Below are 21,520 nucleotides of genomic sequence, written 5' to 3'. Positions count from 1 at the left end.
CGATCGACTACGCCAGCGACGTGTCGATCGACTTGCAGGCATCGAGCAGGCCCTTCACGGCGTCCACCGACTTGTCGAACTGGGCCTTCTCCTCGCCCTGCAGCTCGATCTCGACGATGCGCTCCACACCGCCGGCACCGATCACCACCGGCACGCCGACGTAGAGGTCGTCGACGCCGAACTGGCCCGACAGGTGCGCCGCGCACGGCAGCACGCGCTTCTTGTCCTTCAGGTAGGACTCGGCCATCTGGATCGCCGCCGCGGCCGGGGCGTAGAAGGCGGAGCCCGTCTTCAGCAGGCCGACGATCTCCGCGCCGCCGTCTCGGGTGCGCTGGACGATGGAGTCGAGCTTCTCCTGCGTGGTCCAGCCGAGCTTCACCAGGTCCGGGAGGGGAACGCCGGCGACGGTGGAGTAGCGGGTCAGCGGAACCATCGTGTCGCCGTGGCCGCCGAGCACGAACGCCGTCACGTCCTCGACGGAGACGTCGAATTCCATGGCGAGGAAGGTGCGGAAGCGGGCCGAGTCGAGCACGCCGGCCATGCCGACGACCTTGTTCTCCGGCAGGCCCGAGAACTTCTGCAGCGCCCAGACCATCGCGTCGAGCGGGTTGGTGATGCAGATCACGAAGGCGTCCGGGCAGTTCTCCTTGATGCCCTGGCCGACCGAGCTCATGACCTTGAGGTTGATGCCGAGAAGGTCGTCGCGGCTCATGCCGGGCTTGCGCGGCACGCCGGCCGTCACGATGACGACGTCGGCGCCGGCGATGGCGCTGTAGTCGTTGGCGCCGGAGAGCCGGGAGTCGAAGCCGTCGATGGGCGAGGACTGGTAGAGGTCCAGCGCCTTGCCCTGCGGGGTGCCTTCGGCGATGTCGAACAGGACGACGTCACCCAGCTCCTTGAGGCCCGCGAGGTGTGCGAGCGTGCCGCCGATCTGGCCAGAGCCGATGAGAGCGATTTTCGAGCGTGCCATGTGCATTTCCGAGGGAATTGTACGGTATCGCCGAGGGGCTAGCGCGTTCCCCCATCCCCCGCAAGCAAGTTTAAGCGGCATCGGGATGGAGCGGGGGGCCGGGGAGGGCCCCGAAACCGGCCGCATCTGCACGCCCACGTAGTTCGATGGCATGCAATGCAACCGCTGCGGGCCGGGCCGGCGGAGCGGCGCGCGTCACCGTGCGGCGGGCGGGGGGTCAGGTGAGGGGAGTCGATTCGAGGTCAGACAGGTAGCTCGCCGAGCGCATCTCGTGGAGGCGCGAGGCGGTGCGGGCGAAGGCGAAGCCCTCGTAGCGGCCACCGTCCTCGCCGGCGTCGAACAGCGCGTCCGGCTCGGCAGCCGCCGTGACGATCAGCCGGACCTTCTGGTCGTAGAGGACGTCGACGAGGTTGATGAAGCGCCGCGAGGTCTCCCGCCGCGCCGGCGACAGCACCGGGACATCCTCCAGAAAGATGGTGTGGAAGCGCTTGGCGAGGGCGATGTAGTCGTTGGCGCTGCGGGGCGCCTCGACGAGCTCGGCGAAGGTGAAGCGCGCCATGCCGCCGGCCGCCCGCGGCACCGCCAGCGAGCGCGAGGCGACCTTGACGGTGGCCGGCTCGGCGGTGCGCTCGCCGAGGAGCGTCTGCCACAGCCGCTCGAAGCCCTCGTCGCCCGGGCCGAACCAGACCCGGAAGTCCTTCAGCCGGTCGAGCCGGTAGTCGACGTCTGCGTCGAGGCGGACGACGTCGACGTACTCGCGCAGGAGGTGGATGAAGGGGACGAAGAGCTGGCGGTTGAGGCCGTCTCTATAAAGGTCGTTCGGCGCCACGTTGGAGGTCGCGACCAGAGTGACCCCGCGCGCGAAGAGCTGGCGGAAGAGGCGGGCGAGGATCATCGCGTCGGCGATGTCGGTCACGGCGAACTCGTCGAAGGCGAGGACGCGCGCCTCCTCGGCCATGTCGTCGGCCGCTTTCTGGACCGCGTCGTCGGCCTTCTCCTTGCGCAGGGCGGCGATCCTTCCGTGCGCCTCCGCCATGAAGTCGTTGAAGTGCATGCGGCGCTTCTTCTCGACGTCGATGGTGTCGAAGAAGAGGTCCATCAGCATCGTCTTGCCGCGCCCCACCTCGCCCCAGACATAGAGTCCCTTCACCGCGCGCGGTGTGCGGCCGAGCCGGCGCCGGAAGAAACCGCCGACGCCGCCCTCCTGGGCCGAGAGGTCGCTCGCCACGTCGTCGAGGGCCGCGGCCACGGCGAGCTGCGCGGGGTCGTGCTGCACCTCGCCTTCGGCGACGAGAGCCTCGTAGCGTTGGGTCACGCGGTTGGTCATCAGGATATGTCGTCCGCAGTTAATTAAGGAGGCGCTGTCTGGTGGGTGGATCCGTCTTGCCAGAAAGTGCGGTACGCCAAAAGCCTTGCCCCGCGGCGGGGGAGTGGTACCGGTCGTGCCCGGTTCAACTGGGAGGACGGCGTGGCCGAATACGAAACGATCCTGACCGAGACCGACGGCGCCGTGGGCATCGTCACCCTCAACCGCCCGAAGGCGCTCAACGCCCTCAGCGCGCAGCTGGTCGACGAGCTGGTCGACGCCCTCGGCGCGTTCGACGCCGACCCGGCCATCGGCTGCATGATCATCACCGGCTCGGAGAAGGCCTTCGCCGCCGGCGCCGACATCACCGAGATGGCGACCAAGTCCTTCTGGGACGCGTTCGGCGACGACTTCCTGGCGAAGTGGGACCGTGTCGGGACGATGCGCAAGCCGGTGATCGCGGCGGTGCAGGGCTTCGCACTCGGCGGCGGCTGCGAGATCGCCATGATGTGCGACTTCATCATCGCGGCGGACACGGCGAAGTTCGGCCAGCCGGAAATCAACCTCGGTGTCATCCCCGGCGTCGGCGGGACGCAGCGCCTGACGCGCGCCATCGGCAAGGCCAAGGCGATGGACATGGTGCTGACCGGGCGGATGATGAGCGCGGAGGAGGCGGAGCGGTCCGGCCTCGTCTCGCGCGTCGTCCCGGCGGCGGAGCTGATGGACGAGGCGAAGAAGGCGGCGGCGACCATCGCCTCGCGCTCGCTCCCGTCGGTGCTCGCCGGCAAGGAGAGCGTCAATCGCGCCTTCGAGACGACCTTGTCTGAGGGTTGTCGGTTCGAACGGCGGATTTTCCATGGACTCTTCGCCACGGACGATCAAAAAGAGGGCATGGCGGCCTTCGTGGAGAAGCGCAAACCCTCCTTCCGGAACCGCTGAAAAAGAGCAAAAGACTTGACGTGTGCCTCTTGAAGCGATAGGCGCGCGCTTCAATCTTGTCATGCGAGCGAGCGGATGCGGTGCGGGACGCGCCCCCCGGCGCCCGCTCGCCGTCATTGGAAGAGTACATGGCTAACACGAAGTCCGCACAGAAGATGGTCCGCAAGCTGAAGAAGCGGACGGAGATCAACGGTGCCCGCCGCTCGCGCATGCGCACGTTCGTCCGCAGGCTCGAGGACGCGATCAAGGCCGGCGACAAGGGCGCCGCGCAGGAGGCCTTCCAGGCCGCGCAGCCCGAGATCATGCGCGCCGCCCAGAAGGGCATCCTTCACAAGAACACCGCCTCCCGGAAGATCTCGCGCCTCGCGAGCCGCGTGAAGGCGATCGCCTGAGCTGAGACGCTCTGCCGGGTGGTCACGCTCGGCGGCCCTGTCCGGCGGTCCGGTCGGCCGCCCGCCGACGCCGGGGCCAGCAAACATCCTCGCTCGATGACATTCCGCCGGACGGAGCATTCGCTTCGCCGGCGAAATTGTTTGCGGGGGACGGCAGCCACCGTTCTGCCTCAATTTTGAGCGGTACCCCGCGGAACCAAACTCCGGTTTCGGACATTGTTCGAGGGGTTAGCCCGACCGGGCCCTGTGGACAGAATCATGTCCCCCGAGTGGCCGCCAGCGCATCCCAACCTTGGGTTCGGTCATTTTTGTCCGCAACCGGATGCCCGTTTCCACTCCCTCCGGTGGTTAGCCGGCAACCTTTGCGGACGGCGCGGCAGCCGCCTGTCCGGACGTGTCAGCTGGGGACAAAGCGAACGTCCGGTGGTCCCGGGAGCTGACAACATGTCACGGTTCCGTCATGTAAATCTCAGTTTCACCGGATATGGTTTCCGTGACCGGTCGGACGGAGAGATGGGAAAATTCCCATCGCCCCTACGGTGTCGGGTGTGAGAGGGTCGCAACCTAAAGAAGAAAAGTTGGCCATCGACGTGACAAATTTTAGCGATGTCCGTGTGATTTTTTGCCAGCGAAGTTAACGGCTCCACCCGCCGATTCCGTCAGCCGGTCAACCAAAAAAATTTCCGATCGGGTACAAATTCACGCCTGATTGCGAACCCCTTTGCGTGCCACGCGTTTTTCGAAGGCCGCTATGCAAAAGCGCCGGCAGGTGCGGATTTGCTAAACAATTCGTCGGATTCTGCTGCGCCGAGGTGCTTGCCCTCGCTGTCCCCTCGTGCGAGAAGTTAATCAGCCGACGGGGCAACGAACCCCGTTGGAAATAGACAAGCCCAGGTCGTCCGCGAAACTGGGCAGTTAACGTCGAAGAGGGTCATGGGCATGTCGGTGAATGCAATTTCAGGTTGCGGTATCGCATCTGCTTTTTGCGTCACCGGTCCGGCTTAGCCACGGTTCGCGTTCCTGTAGCGATCCCTTTAAGAAGGCTTCCGGTACCCAAAACCGGGCGACTGTTCGCCCGGAGGAGGAATATTGTCCATGATGCAGAGCGAACATTCACCCATTGCCGAGGTCACGCCGGCGGAGACGTTCCAGGAGCTGACGGCGGACCCGTCGGCTCGTCTGGTCGACGTCCGGACGAAGGCCGAATGGGCCTATGTCGGTCTGCCCGACGTCAGCTCGACCCCGTCGCGTGAGCCCGTCCTCCTCGAGTGGCAGGTGTTCCCGACGATGGCGGTCTCGGACGATTTCGGCCAGACGCTCCAGAGCGCCTGCCCTGACAAGTCGACAGCGCTGTACTTCATCTGTCGCAGCGGGGCGCGCAGCCTCGCCGCCGCGAGGCTGATGAGCGCTCTCGGCTACGAAAGGTGCTTCAACGTGACCGATGGCTTCGAAGGGCCGCCGGACGCACACGGGCACCGTGGAACTGTCGCCGGGTGGAAAGCCTCCGGGCTTCCGTGGCGGCAGAATTAACGACCAAAGACCCACGCGTCGTCAGTCGAGTCCTTGCGGAGCGCACCCGGGCGCCCGGCGGGGAGGGTTTGTGCCGAGTTCAAGCGGTGTCCGGGCAAGAAATTCATACACGGGACCTTCAGGAGTAGTGCGAACGATGGAGCCAACCCAAGCATCGGCCGGAACGACTCAAAGCAACGATAGCGATATTTGGTCTCAGATTAAGTGTGAGCTTCGGTCCGTCCACGGCGAAGACATCTACACGTCGTGGTTCGAGCGGATCGAGTTCGAGAGCGCGTCGGAGAAGGTGGTCGACCTTTCGACTCCGACGTCGTTCATTCGCCACTGGGTGCAGACGCACTATGCGACGGACATCGTCCAGCGCTGGCGCGCCCTGCGCCCGGGGATCGGCGAAGTGCGCTTCAAGGTGCGCAGCTCCCTGCGCCCCAAATCGGCTCCCACCCGCCGCAGCGGTCCCGCCGCGGGTGCCCCCAACACCGTCGATCAGACCAGCGGGTCGGCCGCCCCGCGCCGTCAGATCGACGGCCCTCAAGTTCCGCCGAACTCGGCTGGCGGCCTCGAGGGCTCGACCTTGGAGCAGCGATACACGTTCGAGAGCCTCGTCGAGGGGCCGTCGAACCAGCTCGCGGTCGCGGTGGCCAAGAAGGTCGCCTTTGCGCAGCCCGGTGAACGGGCCGCCTACAACCCGCTCTTCGTCACCGGCGCCGTCGGGCTCGGCAAGACGCACCTGTTGCAGGCGATCGCCTCCGCGACGGGGACCGTCAACCCGGCTCGCCGCACGCTGTACCTGACGGCCGAGCACTTCATGTACCGCTTCGTCTCCGCGGTGATGAACCGCACGACGATCTCGTTCAAAGACATCCTGCGTGATATCGACGTCCTGCTCATCGACGACATCCAGTTCCTGAATGGCGCCAAGGTGCAGGAAGAGTTCGGGCATACCCTGACGACCCTCGTCGACAGCCAGCGCCAGGTGGTGATCGCCGCCGATCGGGCTCCGGCCGATTTGGAGGGTCTCGATGCGCGGGTCCGCTCGCGCCTCAGCGGCGGTCTCCTCGTGGAACTGACGCCGCCGGACTACGGCATGCGCAAGGCGATCCTCGAGCAGCGGATCGCGGCCCAGCGCGAGATGTTCGACGACCTCAACTTCCCGGAGGAGGTCATCGACTTCGTCGCCCGCTCGATCACGACCAACGGGCGCGACCTCGACGGTGCGGTGAACCGCCTCGTCGCCCACAACCAGCTGACCTCGGCGCCGATCGACCTCAAGATGGCCGAAAACGCGCTGCGTGATCTGCTTCGCGCCCGTGAGAGCAAGAAGCCCAAGATCGAGGACATCCAGCGCGTCACGTCGCAGCACTTCAATGTGTCGCGGCAGGACCTCGTTTCGGCGCGCCGCACCAAGGTGATCGTGCGCCCGCGGCAGATCGCGATGTATCTGTCCAAGACACTGACGCCGCGCTCCCTGCCGGAGATCGGCCGCCGCTTCGGCAACCGCGACCACACGACCGTCCTGCATGCGGTCCGCAAGGTCGAGGACCTGATCACGAAGGACACCCAGATGGCCGAGGACATCGAGACCTTGAAGCGTCTCCTCGACCAGTAAGACACCAGCGTTCCGTATCAGTGAAGGCCCGGATCCCTCCGGGCCTCTTTTTTTGCCCCGAGCGGGGATCAGTGCCCTTCGGGGGGCTGACATTCTCGGCAATTTGTGGACCGATGGTGCCGCAGACGCGTTGCCGGGTGCCAAGTCTTGCAACCACGGCCACCATCTGGTCAACGTACCCTCCCAGCGGGTATCCCCGCGCCTTTCCGACGGACTCCCGGTATGCGTGCGACCCTCGAACGGGCCCATCTGTTGAAGCCCCTCAGCCACGTCCAGCGGGTCGTTGAGCGCCGCAACACGATCCCCATTCTGTCAAACGTGCTCATCCGGGCCGATGGGGCGTCCCTGACGCTGAAGGCCACCGACCTCGACCTCGAGCTCGTCGAGACCGTGGAGGCCGGGGTCGAGCAGCCCGGCGCCATCACCGTCCCGGCCCACATGCTGCACGACATCGTGCGCAAGATCCCCGAAGGCGCCCGCATCGCGCTGGAGACCAACCCGGACGGGTCGACCATGACCCTCACCGCCGGCCGCTCCCGCTTCGCCCTGCAGATGCTGCCCGAGAGCGACTATCCGGACATTTCCGGCGGGGAGTTCACCAACTCGTTCAAGCTGAAGGCCGCCGACTTCAAGTGGCTGATCGACCGGACGCAGTTCGCGATCTCCACGGAGGAGACGCGCTACTACCTGAACGGCATCTACTTCCACACCGTCGACACGCCCCACGGGACCATGTTCCGCGCCGTCGCGACCGACGGGCACCGCCTCGCCCAGGCGCAGATCGAGGCGCCGGACGGCGCCGCCGGGATGCCCGGCGTCATCGTACCTCGCAAGACCGTCGGCGAGCTGCAGCGCCTGATGGACAATCCCGAGGTCGAGCTCACGGTCGAACTGTCCGACACCAAGATCCGGGTGTCCTTCGCCAACGTCGTGCTGACGTCCAAGCTCATCGACGGCACCTTCCCGGACTATGACCGGGTGATCCCGAAGAACAACACCAAGATCATGCACGTCGACCGGCTGGACTTCGCCTCCGCCGTCGACCGCGTCTCCACCGTCTCCTCGGAGCGGGGCCGCGCGGTGAAGCTGTCGCTGACGGACGGCGCGCTGACCCTCTCCGTCATCAACCCGGATTCGGGCACCGCGACGGACGAGCTGGTGGTCGACTTTGACAGCGAGCCGCTCGATATCGGCTTCAACTCGAAATACCTGCTCGACATCACGAGCCAGCTCTCCTCCGAGAACGCGACGTTCGCGCTCGCCGATCCCGGCTCGCCGACGCTGATCCACGACGGTGACGCGGAGAAGACCCTTTACGTGCTGATGCCGATGCGCGTCTGAGGACGCGCCGATCCGCGTGGCACTCCCGGAGCCGCCGCCCGCACGCGTCCGCCTGACGCGCATCGGCCTCTCCAATTTCCGCAACTACACCGAGGCCCGCCTCACCACCTCGCGCGACCATGTCGTGCTCGCGGGACCCAACGGGTCGGGCAAGACCAACGTTCTCGAAGCGATCTCGCTGCTCTCGCCGGGGCGCGGGCTGCGCCGCGCGACCTATGCCGAGATGGTCCGCCAGGGCGCGCCGTTCGAGACCGGCTGGGCGGTGTCCGCGCGGGTCGACAAGGGCGGGGAGGAGAGCGCCATCGGCACTGGCCTCCAGGGGGAGGGAAGCCGGCTGGTGCGGATCGACGGCGCCGACGCGCGGCCCGACGACCTCACCCGCGTCGCCCGGATCCTGTGGCTCACCCCGGCGATGGACGGCCTCTTCAGCGGCGGCACCTCCGACCGCCGGCGCTTCCTCGACCGGCTGGCCCTCGCGCTCTTTCCCTACCACGGCCGCCGCGCCAACGCGTACGAGCGCGCCATGCGCCAGCGCAACAAGATGTTCGAGGACGGCGTCTCGGATCCCTCCTGGTACGAGGCGGTGGAGCGCGAGATGGCCGAGCACGGCGCCGCGATGGCCGCCGCGCGGGTCGAACTGATCGTCAAGCTCAACGCGGCGCAGGCCGTGCGGGCGGCCGCCGGCGGCGATTTCCCGCAGGCGGTCCTCGCGCTGAACGGCGACGAGGGGGATGCGGACGGGGCCGCCTTCGCGCGGCGCCTGCGCGACGGGCGGACGCGCGACAGGGCGGCGGGGCGGACGCTCTCCGGGCCGCACCGCGTCGACATGTCGGTGACGCATGTCGAGAAGGACATGCCGGCGGCGCTCGCCTCGACGGGGGAGCAGAAGGCGCTCCTGATCGGCATCGTCCTCGGCCACGCGGCGCTCGTCACCCGCGTCACCGGCGAGACGCCGATCCTCCTCCTCGACGAAGTGGCGGCGCACCTCGATCCCGGCCGGCGCGCCGCGCTCTACGACACGCTGGACGGGCTCGGCGCGCAGACCTTCATGACCGGCACCGACGATTCGCTCTTCACCGCGCTCGGGGACCGCGCCGACCGCTTCCGCGTCGAGGCGGGGACGATCACGCCACAGAACGACGCCTGAGCGGCCCCTGTGCTCCGCCACCGCGATGGACGCGGCCGCACGGCGGTCGAGGCGTCAGGTGGCCGGCGACGGGTGCCGGCGGGGGCGGGTCCAGAGGCCGTCGCGCGGGATGGACGCCCGGGGCGGGCTGATCGCGGGCCCGAGGGCACCGGCAATCAGGCGGAACTTTTCCGAACCGCTGGTGCCGACACGCTCGGCGAGACCCTCCGGCCCCGCGGCTTGCCGCCGGACGCCGATCTCGCGGTACACCCCGCTCGCCGCCGCCACGGCCCAGCGGGCGCGCAACGGAAGGTGCATCAGCCCGGCGCGGGCGGAGCGGTAGTAGGGCTCCGCCGCCCGCACGAGGCGGACGGCGACGCGGTGGACCTCTCCGGCGTGGCCGGGATGGCCGAGCGCGCCGGGGGAGGCCGGCACGCCCGCCTCCGCGAGCCAGTCCGACGGCAGGTAGATCCGGCCCACCGCGGCGTCCGCAACCACGTCCCGCGCGATGTTGGTCATCTGGAAGGCGAGGCCGAGGTCCGAGGCGCGGTCCAGGGTGTCGTCCTCGCCGGGCGCGACGCCCATCACGAGCGCCATCATCACCCCCACCACGCCGGCGACCCCGTAGCAGTAGGCGGCGAGGTCATCGAGGGTCTCATACGTTCGCCCCTCGACGTCCATCGCGAAGCCGTCGAGGTGGTCGTGGGCCAGCGCGCGGGGGATCGCATGCCGCTGCGCGACCTCGGCGAACCCGGCGAACACGGGCGAGGACGCACGGCCGGCGAGCGCCTCGTCGGTCGCCCGGCGCAGCTCGGCGAGGCGCGCGGCCGGGTCGTCGACCGGCCGCTCCCCGTGACCCAGCACCTGCCCGTCGATGACGTCGTCGGCGTGGCGGCACCAGGCGTAGAGGCGGGCGACGTCGTCGCGCAGGGCGCGCGGCATCAGCGTCGAGGCGGCCGCGAAGCTGCGCGAGCCCCGGGCGATGGTCGCGCGGGCGGCCGCCGCGTCGCTCATTCGGCGGCGAGCGGCATCGGCACGGCGTCGCCGACGATGAGCCGCGCCGTCGCCTTCGCCGAGCCGACGACGCCCGGCACGCCCGCGCCCGGATGCGTCCCCGCCCCGACGAAGTAGAGGTTGGAGTAGACGTCGTCCCGGTTGTGGCAGCGGAAGAAGGCGGACTGCGTCAGGATCGGCTCCAGCGAGAAGGCCGAGCCGAGGTGCGCGTTGAGTTCGCGCGAGAAATCCGCCGGCGTGAAGGTGCGGCACGTCACCATGGTCTCGCGCAGCCGCGGGATCGCCCGCCGCTCGACCTCGGCGAGGATCGCGTCGCGGTAGAGCGGGCCGACCTCGTCCCAGTCGATCGGCGCCGCGCCGAGGTGCGGCACCGGGGCCAGCACGTAGTAGGCGCTCATCCCCTCCGGCGCCATCGACGGGTCCGTCTTCGTCGGCGCGTGGAGGTAGAGCGAGACGTCCTCTGGCAGGCCGGGACCGGTGAAGATCTCGTCGATCAGCTCCCGGTAGCGCGGGCCGAACAGGATCGTGTGGTGCGGCAGGTCGCTCGGCACGTCCCGGTCGAGGCCGAAATAGACCACGAACAGCGAGTTCGAGTAGCGCTTGCCGGAGAGCCGCCGCGTCTCGGCCTGACCCCGCGCGGTCTCTCCCAGCAGCGTCTTGTAGGTGTGCATGACGTCGGCGTTGCTGGCGACGAGGTCGGCTCGGAGCCGCTCGCCCGTGGCAAGGCGCACGCCGGTGACCCGCTCGCCCTCCGTCTCGATCCGCCGGACGGGGGCGGAGAGGCGCATGGTGCCGCCCAGCTCCTCGAAGAGCTGCACCAGCGCCGCGATCAGCGCCCCGGTGCCCCCCTCGGCGAACCAGACCCCCCAGCGCCGCTCCAGCGCGTGGATCAGCCCGTAGATCGCGCTGGTGGCGAACGGGTTGCCGCCGACGAGGAGCGTGTGGAACGAGAACGCCTGGCGCAACCGCTCGTCCTCGATGAAGTTCGCGACGCGCGCGTAGAGTGTCCGGTAGCTCTTCAGCCGGACGAGCTGCGGGGCGACGCGCAGCATCGAGCCCATGGACAGGAACGGGGAGGCGCCCAGCTTGACGTAGCCCTCCTCCAGCAGCGCCTTCGAGTAGGCGAGGAAGCGCGCGTAGCCCTCCACGTCCCTGGGGTTGATGTCGTGGATCTGCCGGTCGAGCTGGTCCTGGTTGTTGACGTAGTCGAACACCGTGCCGTCCTGCCAGCGGAGCTGGTAGAAGGGCGAGACGGGGACCAGCGAGACGTACTCGTCCATCGTCCGGCCGGTGAGGGAGAAGAGTTCCTCGAGGCAGGTCGGGTCGGTGAGGACGGTGGGGCCGGCGTCGAAGGTGAAGCCGGCGTCCTCGTAGACATAGGCGCGGCCGCCGGGCTTGTCCCGCGCCTCCAGCAGCGTCGTGGCGATTCCGGCCGATTGCAGCCTGATGGCGAGGGCGAGACCCCCGAAGCCGGCTCCAATGACGATCGCACGCTGCATCCCACTCTCCCGAATCACGCGTGGAGAACTAGTGGACGGTTGCGCGCGGCCAATGTTGGGCGACACCGTGGCGCTGCTGCCTTTCGCCGCTGGTCCTCCACCGTCCGCCGCTCATGCCGCGGCGAGCACGTCGGCGAACGATGCGAGGTCGGGGGGGAGGGGCGAATCGAAGCTCATCACCTCGCCGGTCAGCGGGTGGGCGAAGGTGAGGTGCGCGGCGTGGAGCGCCTGCCGGCCGAGCGCCTGCGCGGCGGCCTTCGCGGCGGGCGGGAGGCGGTTCGCCTTGGTGGCGAAGCCGGCGCCGTAGACCGGATCGCCCACCAGGGGCGTGCCGATCGCGGTCATGTGCACGCGGATCTGGTGCGTGCGGCCGGTCTCCAGCTCCAGCTCCATCTCCGACACCGGGCCGAGGGTGCGCAGGGTGCGGTAGTGCGTGATCGCCTCCTTGCCGCTCGCCCGCACGGCGAAGCGCTGGCGGTCGGTGGGGTGGCGCGCCAGCGGCTTGTCGATGACGCCGTAGGGCGGCTCCGGCGTGCCCCAGGCGAAGGCGCGGTAGCGGCGCCGCAGCGGGCCGGTGCGTCCATGGTCGGCGAACTGCGCCGCCAGCGACTGGTGCGCCGCGTCCGACTTCGCGACCACCATGACGCCGGACGTGTCCTTGTCGAGGCGGTGGACGATCCCCGGCCGCGCCACCCCGCCGATCCCCGACAGCGACCCCGCGCAGTGCGCCAGCAGCGCGTTGACGAGCGTCCCGGACGCATGACCCGCGGCCGGATGGACCACCATCCCTGCCGGCTTGTCGAGGACGAGGACCGCGTCGTCCTCGTAGAGGACGTCGAGCGGGATCGCCTCGGGGAGCGGTTCGGCGGGTGCCGGCGGGGGGACGACGAGCGTCACCGCGTCATCTGGCGACAGGCGCGTGGACGGGTCGAGGAGCGCTTGGCCGTTGAGTTTTGCGGCGCCCGACTTTATCAGCGCCTGCACGCGGGTGCGGCTCAATCCAGAGGCGGCGGCGAGGAGCGCATCGGCGCGCCCGCTCGCTTCCATGGTGTAGGTCTCGCCGTCTTCCAACGCGAGATCGCCGTCGGCGAAATCGCCATCGTCTGCAGGAGCACTGGTGTCGTCACCTGAGGTCGAAGAGGTCGAGGAGCCGCTGGATCCGGCGGTGGAGCGGGTCCGTCGCAAACTGGTACGCCTTCTGATGGTGTCTTCCGGGGTCATGGTGATCGGCTTCGCCGCCGTCGCCATCGCGGTGTTCTACCGTCTTTCCGCCAACAGCGCGCGGCCCAATTCGGAGGCTGTGGCCATCGCGGTGTCGCCGGCCGACCTCGTCTCGGTCTCGATGGGCGACGGCACGATCGCCTTCACCATCGGCGGGGCGACGCCGCGGGTGGAGGTGCGCCGCGTCTCCGACGGCGAGCTGGTCCAGACCTTCGCGCTCGGCACGCCCGCCGCGACGCCCGAGTAGGCGTCAGCGCCGGACGAGGGCGGCGATGTCGTCCATCATCGCCTTCGCCCCGGTCTGCGCGCGTTCGAGGTAGGCGGCGATCGCCGTGCGCTCGGTCGCGGTGAAGTCCGGGACGGCGGCGAGCACGGCGGGGTCCATGGAGAGCGCCTCGCTGGCGGTGATGTGGCGCTCGTCGCTGCCCAGCGCATCGACGATGGCGCTGCGGATCTTGCCGGTGTTGGACTGGATGGCGCGGAACGGCCGCCGCGCGAGGATCGAGAACATCAGCCCGTGGAAGCGCCCGGTGAGCACCCGCTCCGCCGCGGCGACGCGCGCCAGCACGTCCTGCGGGCGGCTTTTCCGGGCGAGCCGGTCGCGCACGAAGGGCAGCTTGCGGATGCGGTAGAGCGGGCCTGCGAGGACGCGCGGGTCCATCCTGAGGAGCGGCAGCCCCTCCGCCGCGGCGACCTCGGCGAGGCGCAGGTCGATCGCCGGCTCCACCGAGTCGATGACGAGGGTGCCCGTGCGGGGGCCGGCCGGCGGCTCGTACGGCATCGCCAGCGACAGGTCCGGCACCATCCGCGGCCGGCCGATGTGCGGGGCGAGGTAGTCCGCGCTCTCCCCGTCGCGCACCACCACGAGGTCGAACGCCGCCAGCGCCCGCAGCGAGGCCTCGTCGAGCGCGGCCACGGTGGCGTTGATGAGGATCAGCGGGCAGCCGCGCTCGGCCTTCATGGCGACCGCCGCCTCCAGCAGGCGGCGCACCTTGGGGCGTGCGTCGGTGTGGTGGATGCCGCCCTCGCCGTGCAGCACGATGGCGTCGACGTCGCCGAACCGCGCCTCGTCCGCCTTCGTCGGCGTGCGCAGGAACGGCGTGCGGGCGGCGATCGTGTGGCCCGCCTCGGCGAAGAGGCGGTCGATGTTGGTCGACGCGAGCCGGCTTCCGGGATGGAGCGACCCCGAGGTGTCGCTCAGGAGCGCGACTCGTGCCATGGCGCTACGCTCCGGGCAGCGTCAGACCAGCGCGCCGCCCTGGACGACCACGACGGGCGTGCCCACCGAGACGCGCTCGTAGAGGTCGATCGCATCGCGGTTCAGCATGCGGATGCAGCCGGAGGACATCGCCTTGCCGATGGAGGACGGGTCGTTGGTGCCGTGCAGGCGGTAGAGCGTGTCGCGACCGCCGCTGTAGAGGTACATGGCGCGCGCGCCGAGCGGGTTGGCCGGACCGCCGGGCATGCCGCCGGCCCACCGGCGCAGCTCCGGCTGGCGCTGGATCATGCGCGACGGCGGCGTCCACGTCGGCCACTTGGCCTTGCGGCCGATCTTGGCGCGGCCGCCCCACGAGAAGCCCTCGCGCCCGACGCCGATGCCGTAGCGGATCGCCGTGGTGCTGTCGACGATCAGGAAGAGATGCCGGCCTGCCGTGTCGACGACGATGGTGCCGGGAGAGTACTTGCCCGAATGCGACACGAACTGGCGCCGGAACTCGACCGGGATGGTGCTGTACTCGACCGGCGGCAGGCGGAACTCCTCGCGGTCGGGCGAGCCGAGCTGGGGAACGGGGCGGTAGCCGAGTGCGGCCGACTGGAACGACTCGCCGCTCACGCAGCCCGAAAGGGCAGCGGCTGCACTGGTCGTCCCCAGGACGAGGAACGTCCTGCGATTCATGAAGTCACTCGGCATTATCCGTATCCCTTTTCCGGCAGGTCACGGCACGCGGCGTCGCGCCATGATCAACTCACTGTTGATGCGGAATTAACGCCCGATCTCAAGGCGCGGACGGCCTTCCTCAACTTCTCGTGAGCCCTCGAAGGGCACGCCGTCCGCCGGGTGTGGTGATGTTGCAACGGTGAGGCGCCCTGCGCTTATGCCGCCGGCCGTCCGGAGCTTCCTCCGGCGGGGCGGCCGACAGGGTCAGGCCAGGATCTCCCGCGCGATGATCATACGTTGAATCTCGCTGGTGCCTTCGTAGATCGTCGTGATGCGCACGTCGCGCGCGTAGCGCTCGACCGAGTGGTCCTTGATGTAGCCCGCGCCGCCGTGGAGCTGCAGGGCCACGTAAGTTGCGCGCTGCGCCGCCTCGCTGGCGTAGAGCTTGGCCATCGAGGCCGCCTTGCCGAACGGCTCGCCCGCATCCTTCAGCGCGGCCGCGTTGAGGATCAGGAGGCGCGCCGCCTCGAGCTCGGTCTCGGTATCAGCGAGCATCCACTGCGGGCCCTGCATCGCGGCAATGGGCTTGCCGAACTGTTCCCGCTCCCTGATGTAGGCGATGGCCGCGTCCGTCGCCGCGCGGGCGATGCCGAGGGCGAGCGAGGCGATGCCGATGCGCCCGCCCGCGAGCTCGCTCGCGGCGATGCGGAAGCCGCCGTTCAGGGGGCCCAGCAGCGCGCCGGCTGGGATGCGGCAGTCCTCGAAGTGGACCTCGTTGGTGGCCGAGCCGCGCTGGCCCAGCTTGTCCTCCTCGCGGCCGATGACGAGGCCCGGGGTGCCGGCCTCCACCAGGAAGGCGGAGATGCCCTTGCCCTTCGGTGCCGCAGGGTCGGTGACGGCCCACACCACGAAGAGCCCGGCGTAGGCGGCGGAGGTGATGTAGAGCTTGCTGCCGTTCAGCACCCACTCGTTGCCGGACATCTCCGCCCGGGTCTTCAGCCCCGCGGGGTCGGAGCCGGCCCCGGATTCGGTGAGGCAGAAGGCGCCGGCCGGATAGGTGCCGTCGGCAAGGCGGGGGAGGTAGGTCTCCTTCTGCTCCTCCGAGCCGACGGCGGCGATGACCTCGCCGACCATGTTGGTGACCGAGACGGTCACCCCTGTGGCGGCGCACGCCTTGCCGAGCGCCTCGACGGTGAGGGCGAACGCGGCGGCGCCGGCTTCCGTGCCGCCGTACGCGGCCGGGACGTTGACCGCCATGAAGCCGTTCTCGGCGAGGCGCTTCAGGTTGGCGAGGAAGGCCTCGCGCGAGCCCGCGGCGCCGCGGTCGAGCGCGACGGCGTTGGGGGCGATGTGCTCCTCCGCGATCCGGGCCGCGGCGTCGGCGATCATCCGCGCGTCGTCGTTGAGCAGCATGGGGCGTTCCTCTTTGTTCTGTCGTCTTGCTGTGGTGGCGGGCGGGTCCGCCGCGGGTGCGGACGGCGCTGCGCGCCGGCATCCTAGCTCAAGGCGAGGGGCGTTCCTCCCCTCGCGCTCCCCTCCGCCTCGCCGGCGGGCAGGGTTTGACGGGGCGTCCGGTGCTCGGGCTGCGCCCTGCGCTCCGGGTCCCCCTCAAACCCCTGTCCAGGCTGGGTCGGGCTGCGACCTCGTCAAGGGTGAAGGCTTCGCCCGCACTGCGTGCGCCCTTGACGAGCCCGCAGCCCTCGGAGCGTCAGCAATCCGTCAGCGGGGGGCCATGCGGATGGCGCCGTCGAGGCGGATCACCTCGCCGTTCAGGATCGGGCTCTCGACGATGAATTTGGCGAGGTCCGCATATTCCTCCGGCTTGCCGAGGCGCTTGGGGAAGGGGACCTGCTCGCCGAGGGAGGCCTGCGCCTTCTCCGGCAGGCCCTTCAGCATCGGCGTCTCGAAGATGCCGGGCGCGATCGTGGCGACGCGGATGCCGAACTGGCTCATCTCGCGCGCCAGCGGCAGCGTCAGGGCCGCGACGCCGCCCTTCGACGCGGCGTAGGCGACCTGGCCGACCTGGCCGTCGAACGCGGCCACCGACGCCGTCATGATGATGACGCCCCGCTCGCCGTCCGCCGTGATCGGGTCGAGCCCGGTCATGCCGATCGCCGACAGCGCGGACGCGCGGAAGGTGCCGATCAGGTTGATGTCGATGGTCTTGGCGTAGAGTTCGAAGGAGTGGAGCTCGCCGCGCGAGATCGTCTTGGCCGCCGGCGCGATCCCCGCGCAGTTGACGAGGATGCGCTCCTGGCCGTGCGCGGCGCGGGCCTCGGCGAAGGCCGCCTTGAGGCTCTCCTCGCTCGTCACGTCCGCCTTGTGGTAGGTGCCGCCGATCTCCCGGGCGACCTCGGTGCCGTCGTTGAGGTCGAAGAGGGCGACCTTGGCGCCCTCGGCGGCGAGACGGCGCGCCGTGGCCGCGCCGAGACCGGAGGCGCCTCCCGTGACGACCGCGGCAGGGGCTTCGGAGAGCTTCATCGATCGTTCCTTTGCGAATTTTATGAAACGATGTTTGCCCGAAGCTCCGGCGGGCCCGCAAGGGTCGTCTGACGATCCGCCGCGCCGTGCCGTGGCGCGTGGCGGCGCGGGCAGGGCCGCCAGCGAGACGAGGGGCGCCAGCGAGTGGAGGGCCGCCAGCGAGGCGAGGGGGCGCCTGCGAGCGGCGTCGAGGCGGAGGGCGGCGCTCAGGCGGCGCGGCTGGTGCCGATCTCGACCTTGCCGTTCGTCAGGTGGATCGTCTGCCCCTGGGTGGCCACCTGGGCGCCGGGGAGCTGCGTCGCGACCTCGCGCGCCACCATGTCGAGCGCGTCGTCGCTGCGGGACGGGTCGTGGTGGAAGATCATCGGGATCGCGACACCCGCGCGGGCGGCGAGGTCGAGCGCCTGCGTCGGCGTCGAATGGCCCCAGCCGACGTACTTCGGGTATTCCTCCTCGAGGTACATCGCGTCGTAGATCATGAGGTCGGCGCCGGTCACGAACTCGGCGATGGCGTCGTCGATCATGTCGTCGCCGTGCTCGTGGTCGGTGATGATCGCGATCGAGGAGCCGCCCCACTCGATCCGGTAGCCGCAGCCGTTGCCGGGGTGGTTCAGCCGGGTCGAGGCGATCGAAAGGCCGGAGTCGAGGGTGAAGGTCTGGCGGGCGCGGAAGGAGCGGAACACCGTGTTGCGCAGCGCCGAGGTCGCGACGGGGAAGATCGGCGGGCTCATCATCCGCTCGACGATCTCCTCCAGCGTGCCGCCGGGGGGGATGTGGCCGGCCCACAGGCTGACGGCGCAGTTGGGGTCGTAGGCGGAGCAGAAGAACGGCAGCCCGCACAGGTGGTCCATGTGCGTGTGCGTGAACAGGACGTCGAGCTGCTCGATGCCCTCCTGGGCGAAGGCGGCGCCGCAGCTTCGCGCCCCGGAGCCGCAGTCGATCAGGAGGACATGCGATCCGGCGCGGATCTCCAGACACGTCGTCTCGCCGCCGTAGCGCAGGGTGTGCGGGCCGGGCGCCGGGATCGAGCCGCGGGCGCCCCAGATGGTCAGCGAGAGCGTGTCGGGGTTGCGCTTCGTCACGTGTTGGCAACCGCGGCGCGCAGGCGGCCGAATTCGCGGGTCGTTCGCTCCAGACGATGGGCCAGGGCCCGCATCACCTCCAGCGCCATGTCCGGGAAGTTGCTGAGGAGCTTGAAGAAGTGTTCCTTGGTGACCGCCAGCGCGACGACGTCGGATGTCGCTCGTACGGTGGCGGTTCGGGGCACGTCGATCAGGAGAGCGATTTCGCCGACGAAGTCGTTCTCCGAGACGGTGGCCACCAGTTGTTCCCCGCTGGGGGAGCCGACCAGGACATCGGCCCGGCCGGAGAGGATGATGTAGGCGACGTCGCCGAAGTCGCCTTCTTCGACGAGGTTTTCGCCTTCGTCGAACCGCACGCGCTCGGACATGAAGGCCAGGAGTCGGAGCTTTTGGTCTTCGATCCCGCGGAACAGCGGGATCTTGCGGAGCGCGGCGGCGTCCGTGTCGATGCTCATGACGCCTCCTTCTCCCGAGCTTCGTCATCTTCGCCGTAGACGGCGATGTTCTTCACGCTATCCCATCGACCGCGTGCAACCAACCTGCCATCACGCATGACTGCGACCGATTCCATGGCTTCAGCGACCTTCGGATCCGTGGTCCCGACGACGACTGTGCTCGACTGTACTGCACCCAGAACGCGCGAGAGGAGCTGACGGTCCCCGTCGACCACGCTGTCGAGGATGAGAATTTCGGGTTTCTTGACGAGCGCGCGGATCAGGCCGACGCGGCGGCGCTGTCCGGACGAGAGCCGGCCGCCGGCAATGCCGACGTTGAAGTTGAGGCCGGCCCTGGCGATGGGCTCGCGCAGGCCCAGCGCACGGGTGGTGTCGCGCAGCAGCGCGTCGATCTTGTCCGAGGCGCCGCGGCGGTCGACGCGCGGCTTGCCGAACAGGATGTTCTCTTCGATGGACAGGGGGGCGATCACTGTGTTGGCGTCGAATAGGGCGTAGTTCGGGTCGTCCTTCAGCGTCTCGTGGATGACGCCGCGGGCCTCGACCATCTGCTGCTCGTCTTGCTCCGTCAGCGTGACAATGCGGTGACGGCCCGGAATGATCCGGAACGCCAGCCCCACGAAGCTCGCCCGGTCCGCCTTGGAGAGGTCCTCTCCCGCCTTGTGGCGGCGCAGGCGCTCGGTGAACTGCGGGATCTCCTCCGCCGACAGGAACGAGTAGTCGCCGATCAGCGAGGCATCGGCGCCGGTGTCGGAAAACAGCTCGATCATGGTGGCTGCGACATCGGCGCCCATGCCGACGAGCCGGTCGGCGATGCCCGCCTTGACGAGCGCGTTCATGACCGCCGGGTCCGACGCGGCCGACCACACCGGCGTGCCGACGGTCTTGGGGACGCCGTAGAGCACGTTCTCGCCGATCGTCGCGGAGTGGTTGAAGCCGTCCCGGTCCCACAGGGCGACGAGGCCCTTCCAGCTCTTGTCCTCCTGGACGCGGCGCACGACGTCGGCCCGGGCCTTCAGGATCTTCTCGTCGAATCCGGGGTCGCGGTTCTCGAACGAGTAGGACGCGAGGCCGAGCCGGTAGAGGTCGGCCTCCAGCCCGACGAGCTGGACGAGCTCGATCAGCATGTCGTCGAACTCGTCCTGCGCGTCGACGCCGGCGCGGCTGAGATCCTCCCACGTCGCGGAGATGTCGTGCAGCGAGTTGCCGGTGAGCGAGGCCTCGACCTGGCGCAGGTCCGCGAGGTGGTCGCCGTCCTCCTCGATCGGGTCGGTCCTGAGGCCGTAGACGATGTTGGAGCGGATCGTCTCGTTGAAGAGGTAGGGGTCGGAGCCGACGTAGGAGATGTGCCGGGCGATGGTCTGATGCGGCAGGTCGTCGAAGCGGCGGCCGCCGATGGTGCTGCGCCCGGCCATGGGGCTCAGCAGGCCGCACAGGCTCATGACGAGCTCGGTCCGGCCCGAGCCGTCGGCGCCGTAGACCGCGAGGCGGTTGCCGTACTCCACCTCCAGCGTGACGTCGATGATCTCCTGCCCGCTGCCGCCGCCGCTCGCCGAGACGGAGTTGAGGGCGAGGTCGAGGCTGGTGAGCTCGATCGGGCCGTCGGGCTCACCTTTGATCCGCTCCGGCGGCATCGCGTCGTCGACGTCGAAGTTCTCGACGACGGTCTCGTACTTCACCTTCACGCCGGCGAGGGTCTGATACCAGTCGAGCAGCTCCTTCCACGGCGAGGCGAGGTCCTTGTAGGCCGCCAGCACCGCGACGAGCGCACCGAAGGACAGGTTGCCCTGGATCACGAGGTAGCCGCCGACCGAATAGAAGAAGAACGGCGGCAGCTGGTTCATGAAATTATTGATGAACTTAATCATGTACTTGCGGCGGAAAATCGCCAGCCGGATCCGATAGTTGAGGAACAGTCGGTCCGACAGGTCCGCCATGTGCCAGCGGGACGTGTCGTTGGCATGGATGTCGGCGGCCGCGCTCACCGTCTCGTTGATGCGTTCGGAGATGGCGCGGATATTGATGATGCGCTCGCGCGAGAGCTGGATCACCCGCTTCTGCAGCTTCGGGATGATGTAGCCCTGGATCGGGTAGAGCGAGATCGCGGCGGCGCCCAGGAAGGGGTCCTGGGCGAAGATGAAGACCGTGTAGACGAGGAGCGTGCCGCCCTGGAAGGCGGGGGTCGCGATCGCCTCGCCGATGAAGACGCCGACGTCCTCCACCTCGGCGGTGATCATCGGGATCAGCTCGCCGCCCGACACCCTGCGGAACCGCGGGAGCCGGAACCGCAGGATGGAGTTGTAGAGCATGAAGCGCAGGCGCCGCAGCATGCGTTCGCCGGCGATGCCCTTGTAGATGTTGAGGGTGTACTTGACGCCGTTGTTGGCGACCACGAGGAAGAGGAAGCAGGCGCAGAGGGCGATCAGGTAGGGGATCTGCCCCAGTTCGAAACCCCAGAACATCTTGGGGAAATCGGTGCCGGAGATCGCGTCATTGACGATCCACTTCGGCAGTTCCAGTGTCATGTAGAGGATGGGGAACGAGCATACCGTCAGCGCGAGGATGACGATCTGCTGACGCTTGGAATAGCGCCAAATAAAGCCGAAGAGGTTTCGTTCCATCGTGCCCTTTAGCTTATCATTGTCCCGATCCGCCGCAATCGCAAAAAAGCCGCGATTGCGA

At 68.8% G+C, this 21,520-nt stretch carries 19 protein-coding genes; 7 read left to right on the top strand and 12 right to left on the bottom strand.

What is annotated here, in order from left to right; all coding sequences use genetic code 11:
* Positions 1-7 precede the first annotated feature (7 nt).
* Complete coding sequence (gene mdh, locus DLJ53_RS23250; RefSeq protein WP_111349629.1) at positions 8-970, bottom strand: malate dehydrogenase; 963 nt, start codon at positions 968-970, stop codon at positions 8-10.
* A gap of 217 nt (positions 971-1,187) precedes the next feature.
* Positions 1,188-2,297: a cell division protein ZapE gene (zapE, locus tag DLJ53_RS23245; protein ID WP_111349628.1), complete on the bottom strand. Its 1,110-nt coding sequence runs from the start codon at positions 2,295-2,297 to the stop codon at positions 1,188-1,190.
* Positions 2,298-2,438: 141 nt separating this feature from the next.
* On the opposite strand from zapE, the gene DLJ53_RS23240 reads away from it, so the two are divergent.
* The 6 genes from DLJ53_RS23240 (at position 2,439) to recF (ending at position 9,231) form a co-directional block, all read left to right on the top strand.
* Complete coding sequence (locus DLJ53_RS23240; RefSeq protein ID WP_111349626.1) at positions 2,439-3,215, top strand: enoyl-CoA hydratase; 777 nt, start codon at positions 2,439-2,441, stop codon at positions 3,213-3,215.
* A 128-nt stretch (positions 3,216-3,343) separates the two neighbouring features.
* Positions 3,344-3,607 (top strand): 30S ribosomal protein S20, encoded by a 264-nt coding sequence (gene rpsT, locus DLJ53_RS23235; RefSeq protein WP_111349625.1) that lies wholly within the window; start codon positions 3,344-3,346, stop codon positions 3,605-3,607.
* A gap of 1,095 nt (positions 3,608-4,702) precedes the next feature.
* A complete protein-coding gene (locus DLJ53_RS23230; protein WP_211100661.1) occupies positions 4,703-5,137 on the top strand; it encodes a rhodanese-like domain-containing protein in 435 nt (144 codons plus the stop codon).
* 136 nt (positions 5,138-5,273) lie between these two features.
* On the top strand, positions 5,274-6,743 hold the full coding sequence (gene dnaA, locus DLJ53_RS23225) for a chromosomal replication initiator protein DnaA (RefSeq protein ID WP_111349623.1): 1,470 nt from the start codon (positions 5,274-5,276) through the stop codon (positions 6,741-6,743).
* A 222-nt stretch (positions 6,744-6,965) separates the two neighbouring features.
* Positions 6,966-8,084, top strand: a complete 1,119-nt coding sequence (dnaN, locus tag DLJ53_RS23220) for a DNA polymerase III subunit beta (RefSeq protein ID WP_111349621.1) — start codon at positions 6,966-6,968, stop codon at positions 8,082-8,084.
* A gap of 16 nt (positions 8,085-8,100) precedes the next feature.
* Positions 8,101-9,231 carry a DNA replication/repair protein RecF gene (gene recF / locus DLJ53_RS23215; RefSeq protein WP_111349619.1) on the top strand — a complete coding sequence of 377 codons (1,131 nt, stop codon included), beginning with the start codon at positions 8,101-8,103 and terminating at the stop codon, positions 9,229-9,231.
* A gap of 54 nt (positions 9,232-9,285) precedes the next feature.
* On the opposite strand, the gene DLJ53_RS23210 is transcribed toward recF, so the two are convergent.
* The 3 genes from DLJ53_RS23210 to DLJ53_RS23200 all read right to left on the bottom strand — a co-directional run bounded on the left by DLJ53_RS23210 (position 9,286) and on the right by DLJ53_RS23200 (position 12,770).
* A complete protein-coding gene (locus tag DLJ53_RS23210) occupies positions 9,286-10,224 on the bottom strand; it encodes a phytoene/squalene synthase family protein (protein WP_111349618.1) in 939 nt (312 codons plus the stop codon).
* A complete protein-coding gene (locus DLJ53_RS23205; RefSeq protein WP_111349616.1) occupies positions 10,221-11,723 on the bottom strand; it encodes a phytoene desaturase in 1,503 nt (500 codons plus the stop codon). Before DLJ53_RS23205 ends, DLJ53_RS23210 begins: the two co-directional genes overlap by 4 nt.
* A 111-nt stretch (positions 11,724-11,834) precedes the next feature.
* Complete coding sequence (locus tag DLJ53_RS23200) at positions 11,835-12,770, bottom strand: RluA family pseudouridine synthase (RefSeq protein WP_111349942.1); 936 nt, start codon at positions 12,768-12,770, stop codon at positions 11,835-11,837.
* A gap of 70 nt (positions 12,771-12,840) precedes the next feature.
* Between DLJ53_RS23200 and DLJ53_RS23195 the strand changes: the two genes are divergently transcribed.
* Complete coding sequence (locus DLJ53_RS23195; protein ID WP_111349614.1) at positions 12,841-13,191, top strand: hypothetical protein; 351 nt, start codon at positions 12,841-12,843, stop codon at positions 13,189-13,191.
* Between the two features lie 3 nt (positions 13,192-13,194).
* Here the strand turns inward: DLJ53_RS23195 and DLJ53_RS23190 are convergent, their stop codons facing one another.
* The 7 genes from DLJ53_RS23190 to DLJ53_RS23160 form a co-directional block, all read right to left on the bottom strand.
* Positions 13,195-14,163 carry a polysaccharide pyruvyl transferase family protein gene (locus DLJ53_RS23190; protein WP_111349613.1) on the bottom strand — a complete coding sequence of 323 codons (969 nt, stop codon included), beginning with the start codon at positions 14,161-14,163 and terminating at the stop codon, positions 13,195-13,197.
* A 21-nt stretch (positions 14,164-14,184) separates the two neighbouring features.
* The gene (locus tag DLJ53_RS23185) at positions 14,185-14,841 is read right to left on the bottom strand and encodes a L,D-transpeptidase (RefSeq protein WP_111349940.1); all 657 of its coding nucleotides are present in this window, start codon (positions 14,839-14,841) and stop codon (positions 14,185-14,187) included.
* Positions 14,842-15,087: 246 nt separating this feature from the next.
* Positions 15,088-16,236 (bottom strand): acyl-CoA dehydrogenase family protein, encoded by a 1,149-nt coding sequence (locus DLJ53_RS23180; RefSeq protein ID WP_111349611.1) that lies wholly within the window; start codon positions 16,234-16,236, stop codon positions 15,088-15,090.
* A 306-nt stretch (positions 16,237-16,542) separates the two neighbouring features.
* Positions 16,543-17,304, bottom strand: a complete 762-nt coding sequence (locus DLJ53_RS23175; RefSeq protein ID WP_111349609.1) for an SDR family NAD(P)-dependent oxidoreductase — start codon at positions 17,302-17,304, stop codon at positions 16,543-16,545.
* 206 nt (positions 17,305-17,510) lie between these two features.
* Positions 17,511-18,386 carry an MBL fold metallo-hydrolase gene (locus tag DLJ53_RS23170; RefSeq protein ID WP_111349608.1) on the bottom strand — a complete coding sequence of 292 codons (876 nt, stop codon included), beginning with the start codon at positions 18,384-18,386 and terminating at the stop codon, positions 17,511-17,513.
* On the bottom strand, positions 18,383-18,841 hold the full coding sequence (locus tag DLJ53_RS23165; protein WP_111349606.1) for a cyclic nucleotide-binding domain-containing protein: 459 nt from the start codon (positions 18,839-18,841) through the stop codon (positions 18,383-18,385). The genes DLJ53_RS23170 and DLJ53_RS23165 overlap by 4 nt, the downstream gene beginning before the upstream one ends.
* Positions 18,838-21,459 carry an ABC transporter ATP-binding protein/permease gene (locus DLJ53_RS23160; protein ID WP_111349605.1) on the bottom strand — a complete coding sequence of 874 codons (2,622 nt, stop codon included), beginning with the start codon at positions 21,457-21,459 and terminating at the stop codon, positions 18,838-18,840. Before DLJ53_RS23160 ends, DLJ53_RS23165 begins: the two co-directional genes overlap by 4 nt.
* Positions 21,460-21,520: the final 61 nt, after the last annotated feature.

The organism is Acuticoccus sediminis (assembly GCF_003258595.1).
Classification (GTDB): domain Bacteria; phylum Pseudomonadota; class Alphaproteobacteria; order Rhizobiales; family Amorphaceae; genus Acuticoccus; species Acuticoccus sediminis.
This window is presented reverse-complemented; position numbering and strand designations above follow the sequence as displayed.

Excerpts from the sequence above, each read along its gene's own strand:
- rpsT (WP_111349625.1), top strand. The coding sequence starts at position 3,344 with ATGGCTAACACGAAGTCCGCACAGAAGATGGTCCGCAAGCTGAAGAAG.
- zapE (WP_111349628.1), bottom strand. The coding sequence starts at position 2,297 with ATGACCAACCGCGTGACCCAACGCTACGAGGCTCTCGTCGCCGAAGGC.
- DLJ53_RS23175 (WP_111349609.1), bottom strand. The coding sequence starts at position 17,304 with ATGAAGCTCTCCGAAGCCCCTGCCGCGGTCGTCACGGGAGGCGCCTCC.
- dnaN (WP_111349621.1), top strand. The coding sequence starts at position 6,966 with ATGCGTGCGACCCTCGAACGGGCCCATCTGTTGAAGCCCCTCAGCCAC.
- DLJ53_RS23210 (WP_111349618.1), bottom strand. The coding sequence starts at position 10,224 with ATGAGCGACGCGGCGGCCGCCCGCGCGACCATCGCCCGGGGCTCGCGC.
- DLJ53_RS23230 (WP_211100661.1), top strand. The coding sequence starts at position 4,703 with ATGATGCAGAGCGAACATTCACCCATTGCCGAGGTCACGCCGGCGGAG.
- dnaA (WP_111349623.1), top strand. The coding sequence starts at position 5,274 with ATGGAGCCAACCCAAGCATCGGCCGGAACGACTCAAAGCAACGATAGC.
- DLJ53_RS23190 (WP_111349613.1), bottom strand. The coding sequence starts at position 14,163 with ATGGCACGAGTCGCGCTCCTGAGCGACACCTCGGGGTCGCTCCATCCC.
- DLJ53_RS23180 (WP_111349611.1), bottom strand. The coding sequence starts at position 16,236 with ATGCTGCTCAACGACGACGCGCGGATGATCGCCGACGCCGCGGCCCGG.
- DLJ53_RS23160 (WP_111349605.1), bottom strand. The coding sequence starts at position 21,459 with ATGGAACGAAACCTCTTCGGCTTTATTTGGCGCTATTCCAAGCGTCAG.
- DLJ53_RS23200 (WP_111349942.1), bottom strand. The coding sequence starts at position 12,770 with ATGGAAGCGAGCGGGCGCGCCGATGCGCTCCTCGCCGCCGCCTCTGGA.
- DLJ53_RS23205 (WP_111349616.1), bottom strand. The coding sequence starts at position 11,723 with ATGCAGCGTGCGATCGTCATTGGAGCCGGCTTCGGGGGTCTCGCCCTC.
- DLJ53_RS23185 (WP_111349940.1), bottom strand. The coding sequence starts at position 14,841 with ATGAATCGCAGGACGTTCCTCGTCCTGGGGACGACCAGTGCAGCCGCT.
- DLJ53_RS23165 (WP_111349606.1), bottom strand. The coding sequence starts at position 18,841 with ATGAGCATCGACACGGACGCCGCCGCGCTCCGCAAGATCCCGCTGTTC.
- mdh (WP_111349629.1), bottom strand. The coding sequence starts at position 970 with ATGGCACGCTCGAAAATCGCTCTCATCGGCTCTGGCCAGATCGGCGGC.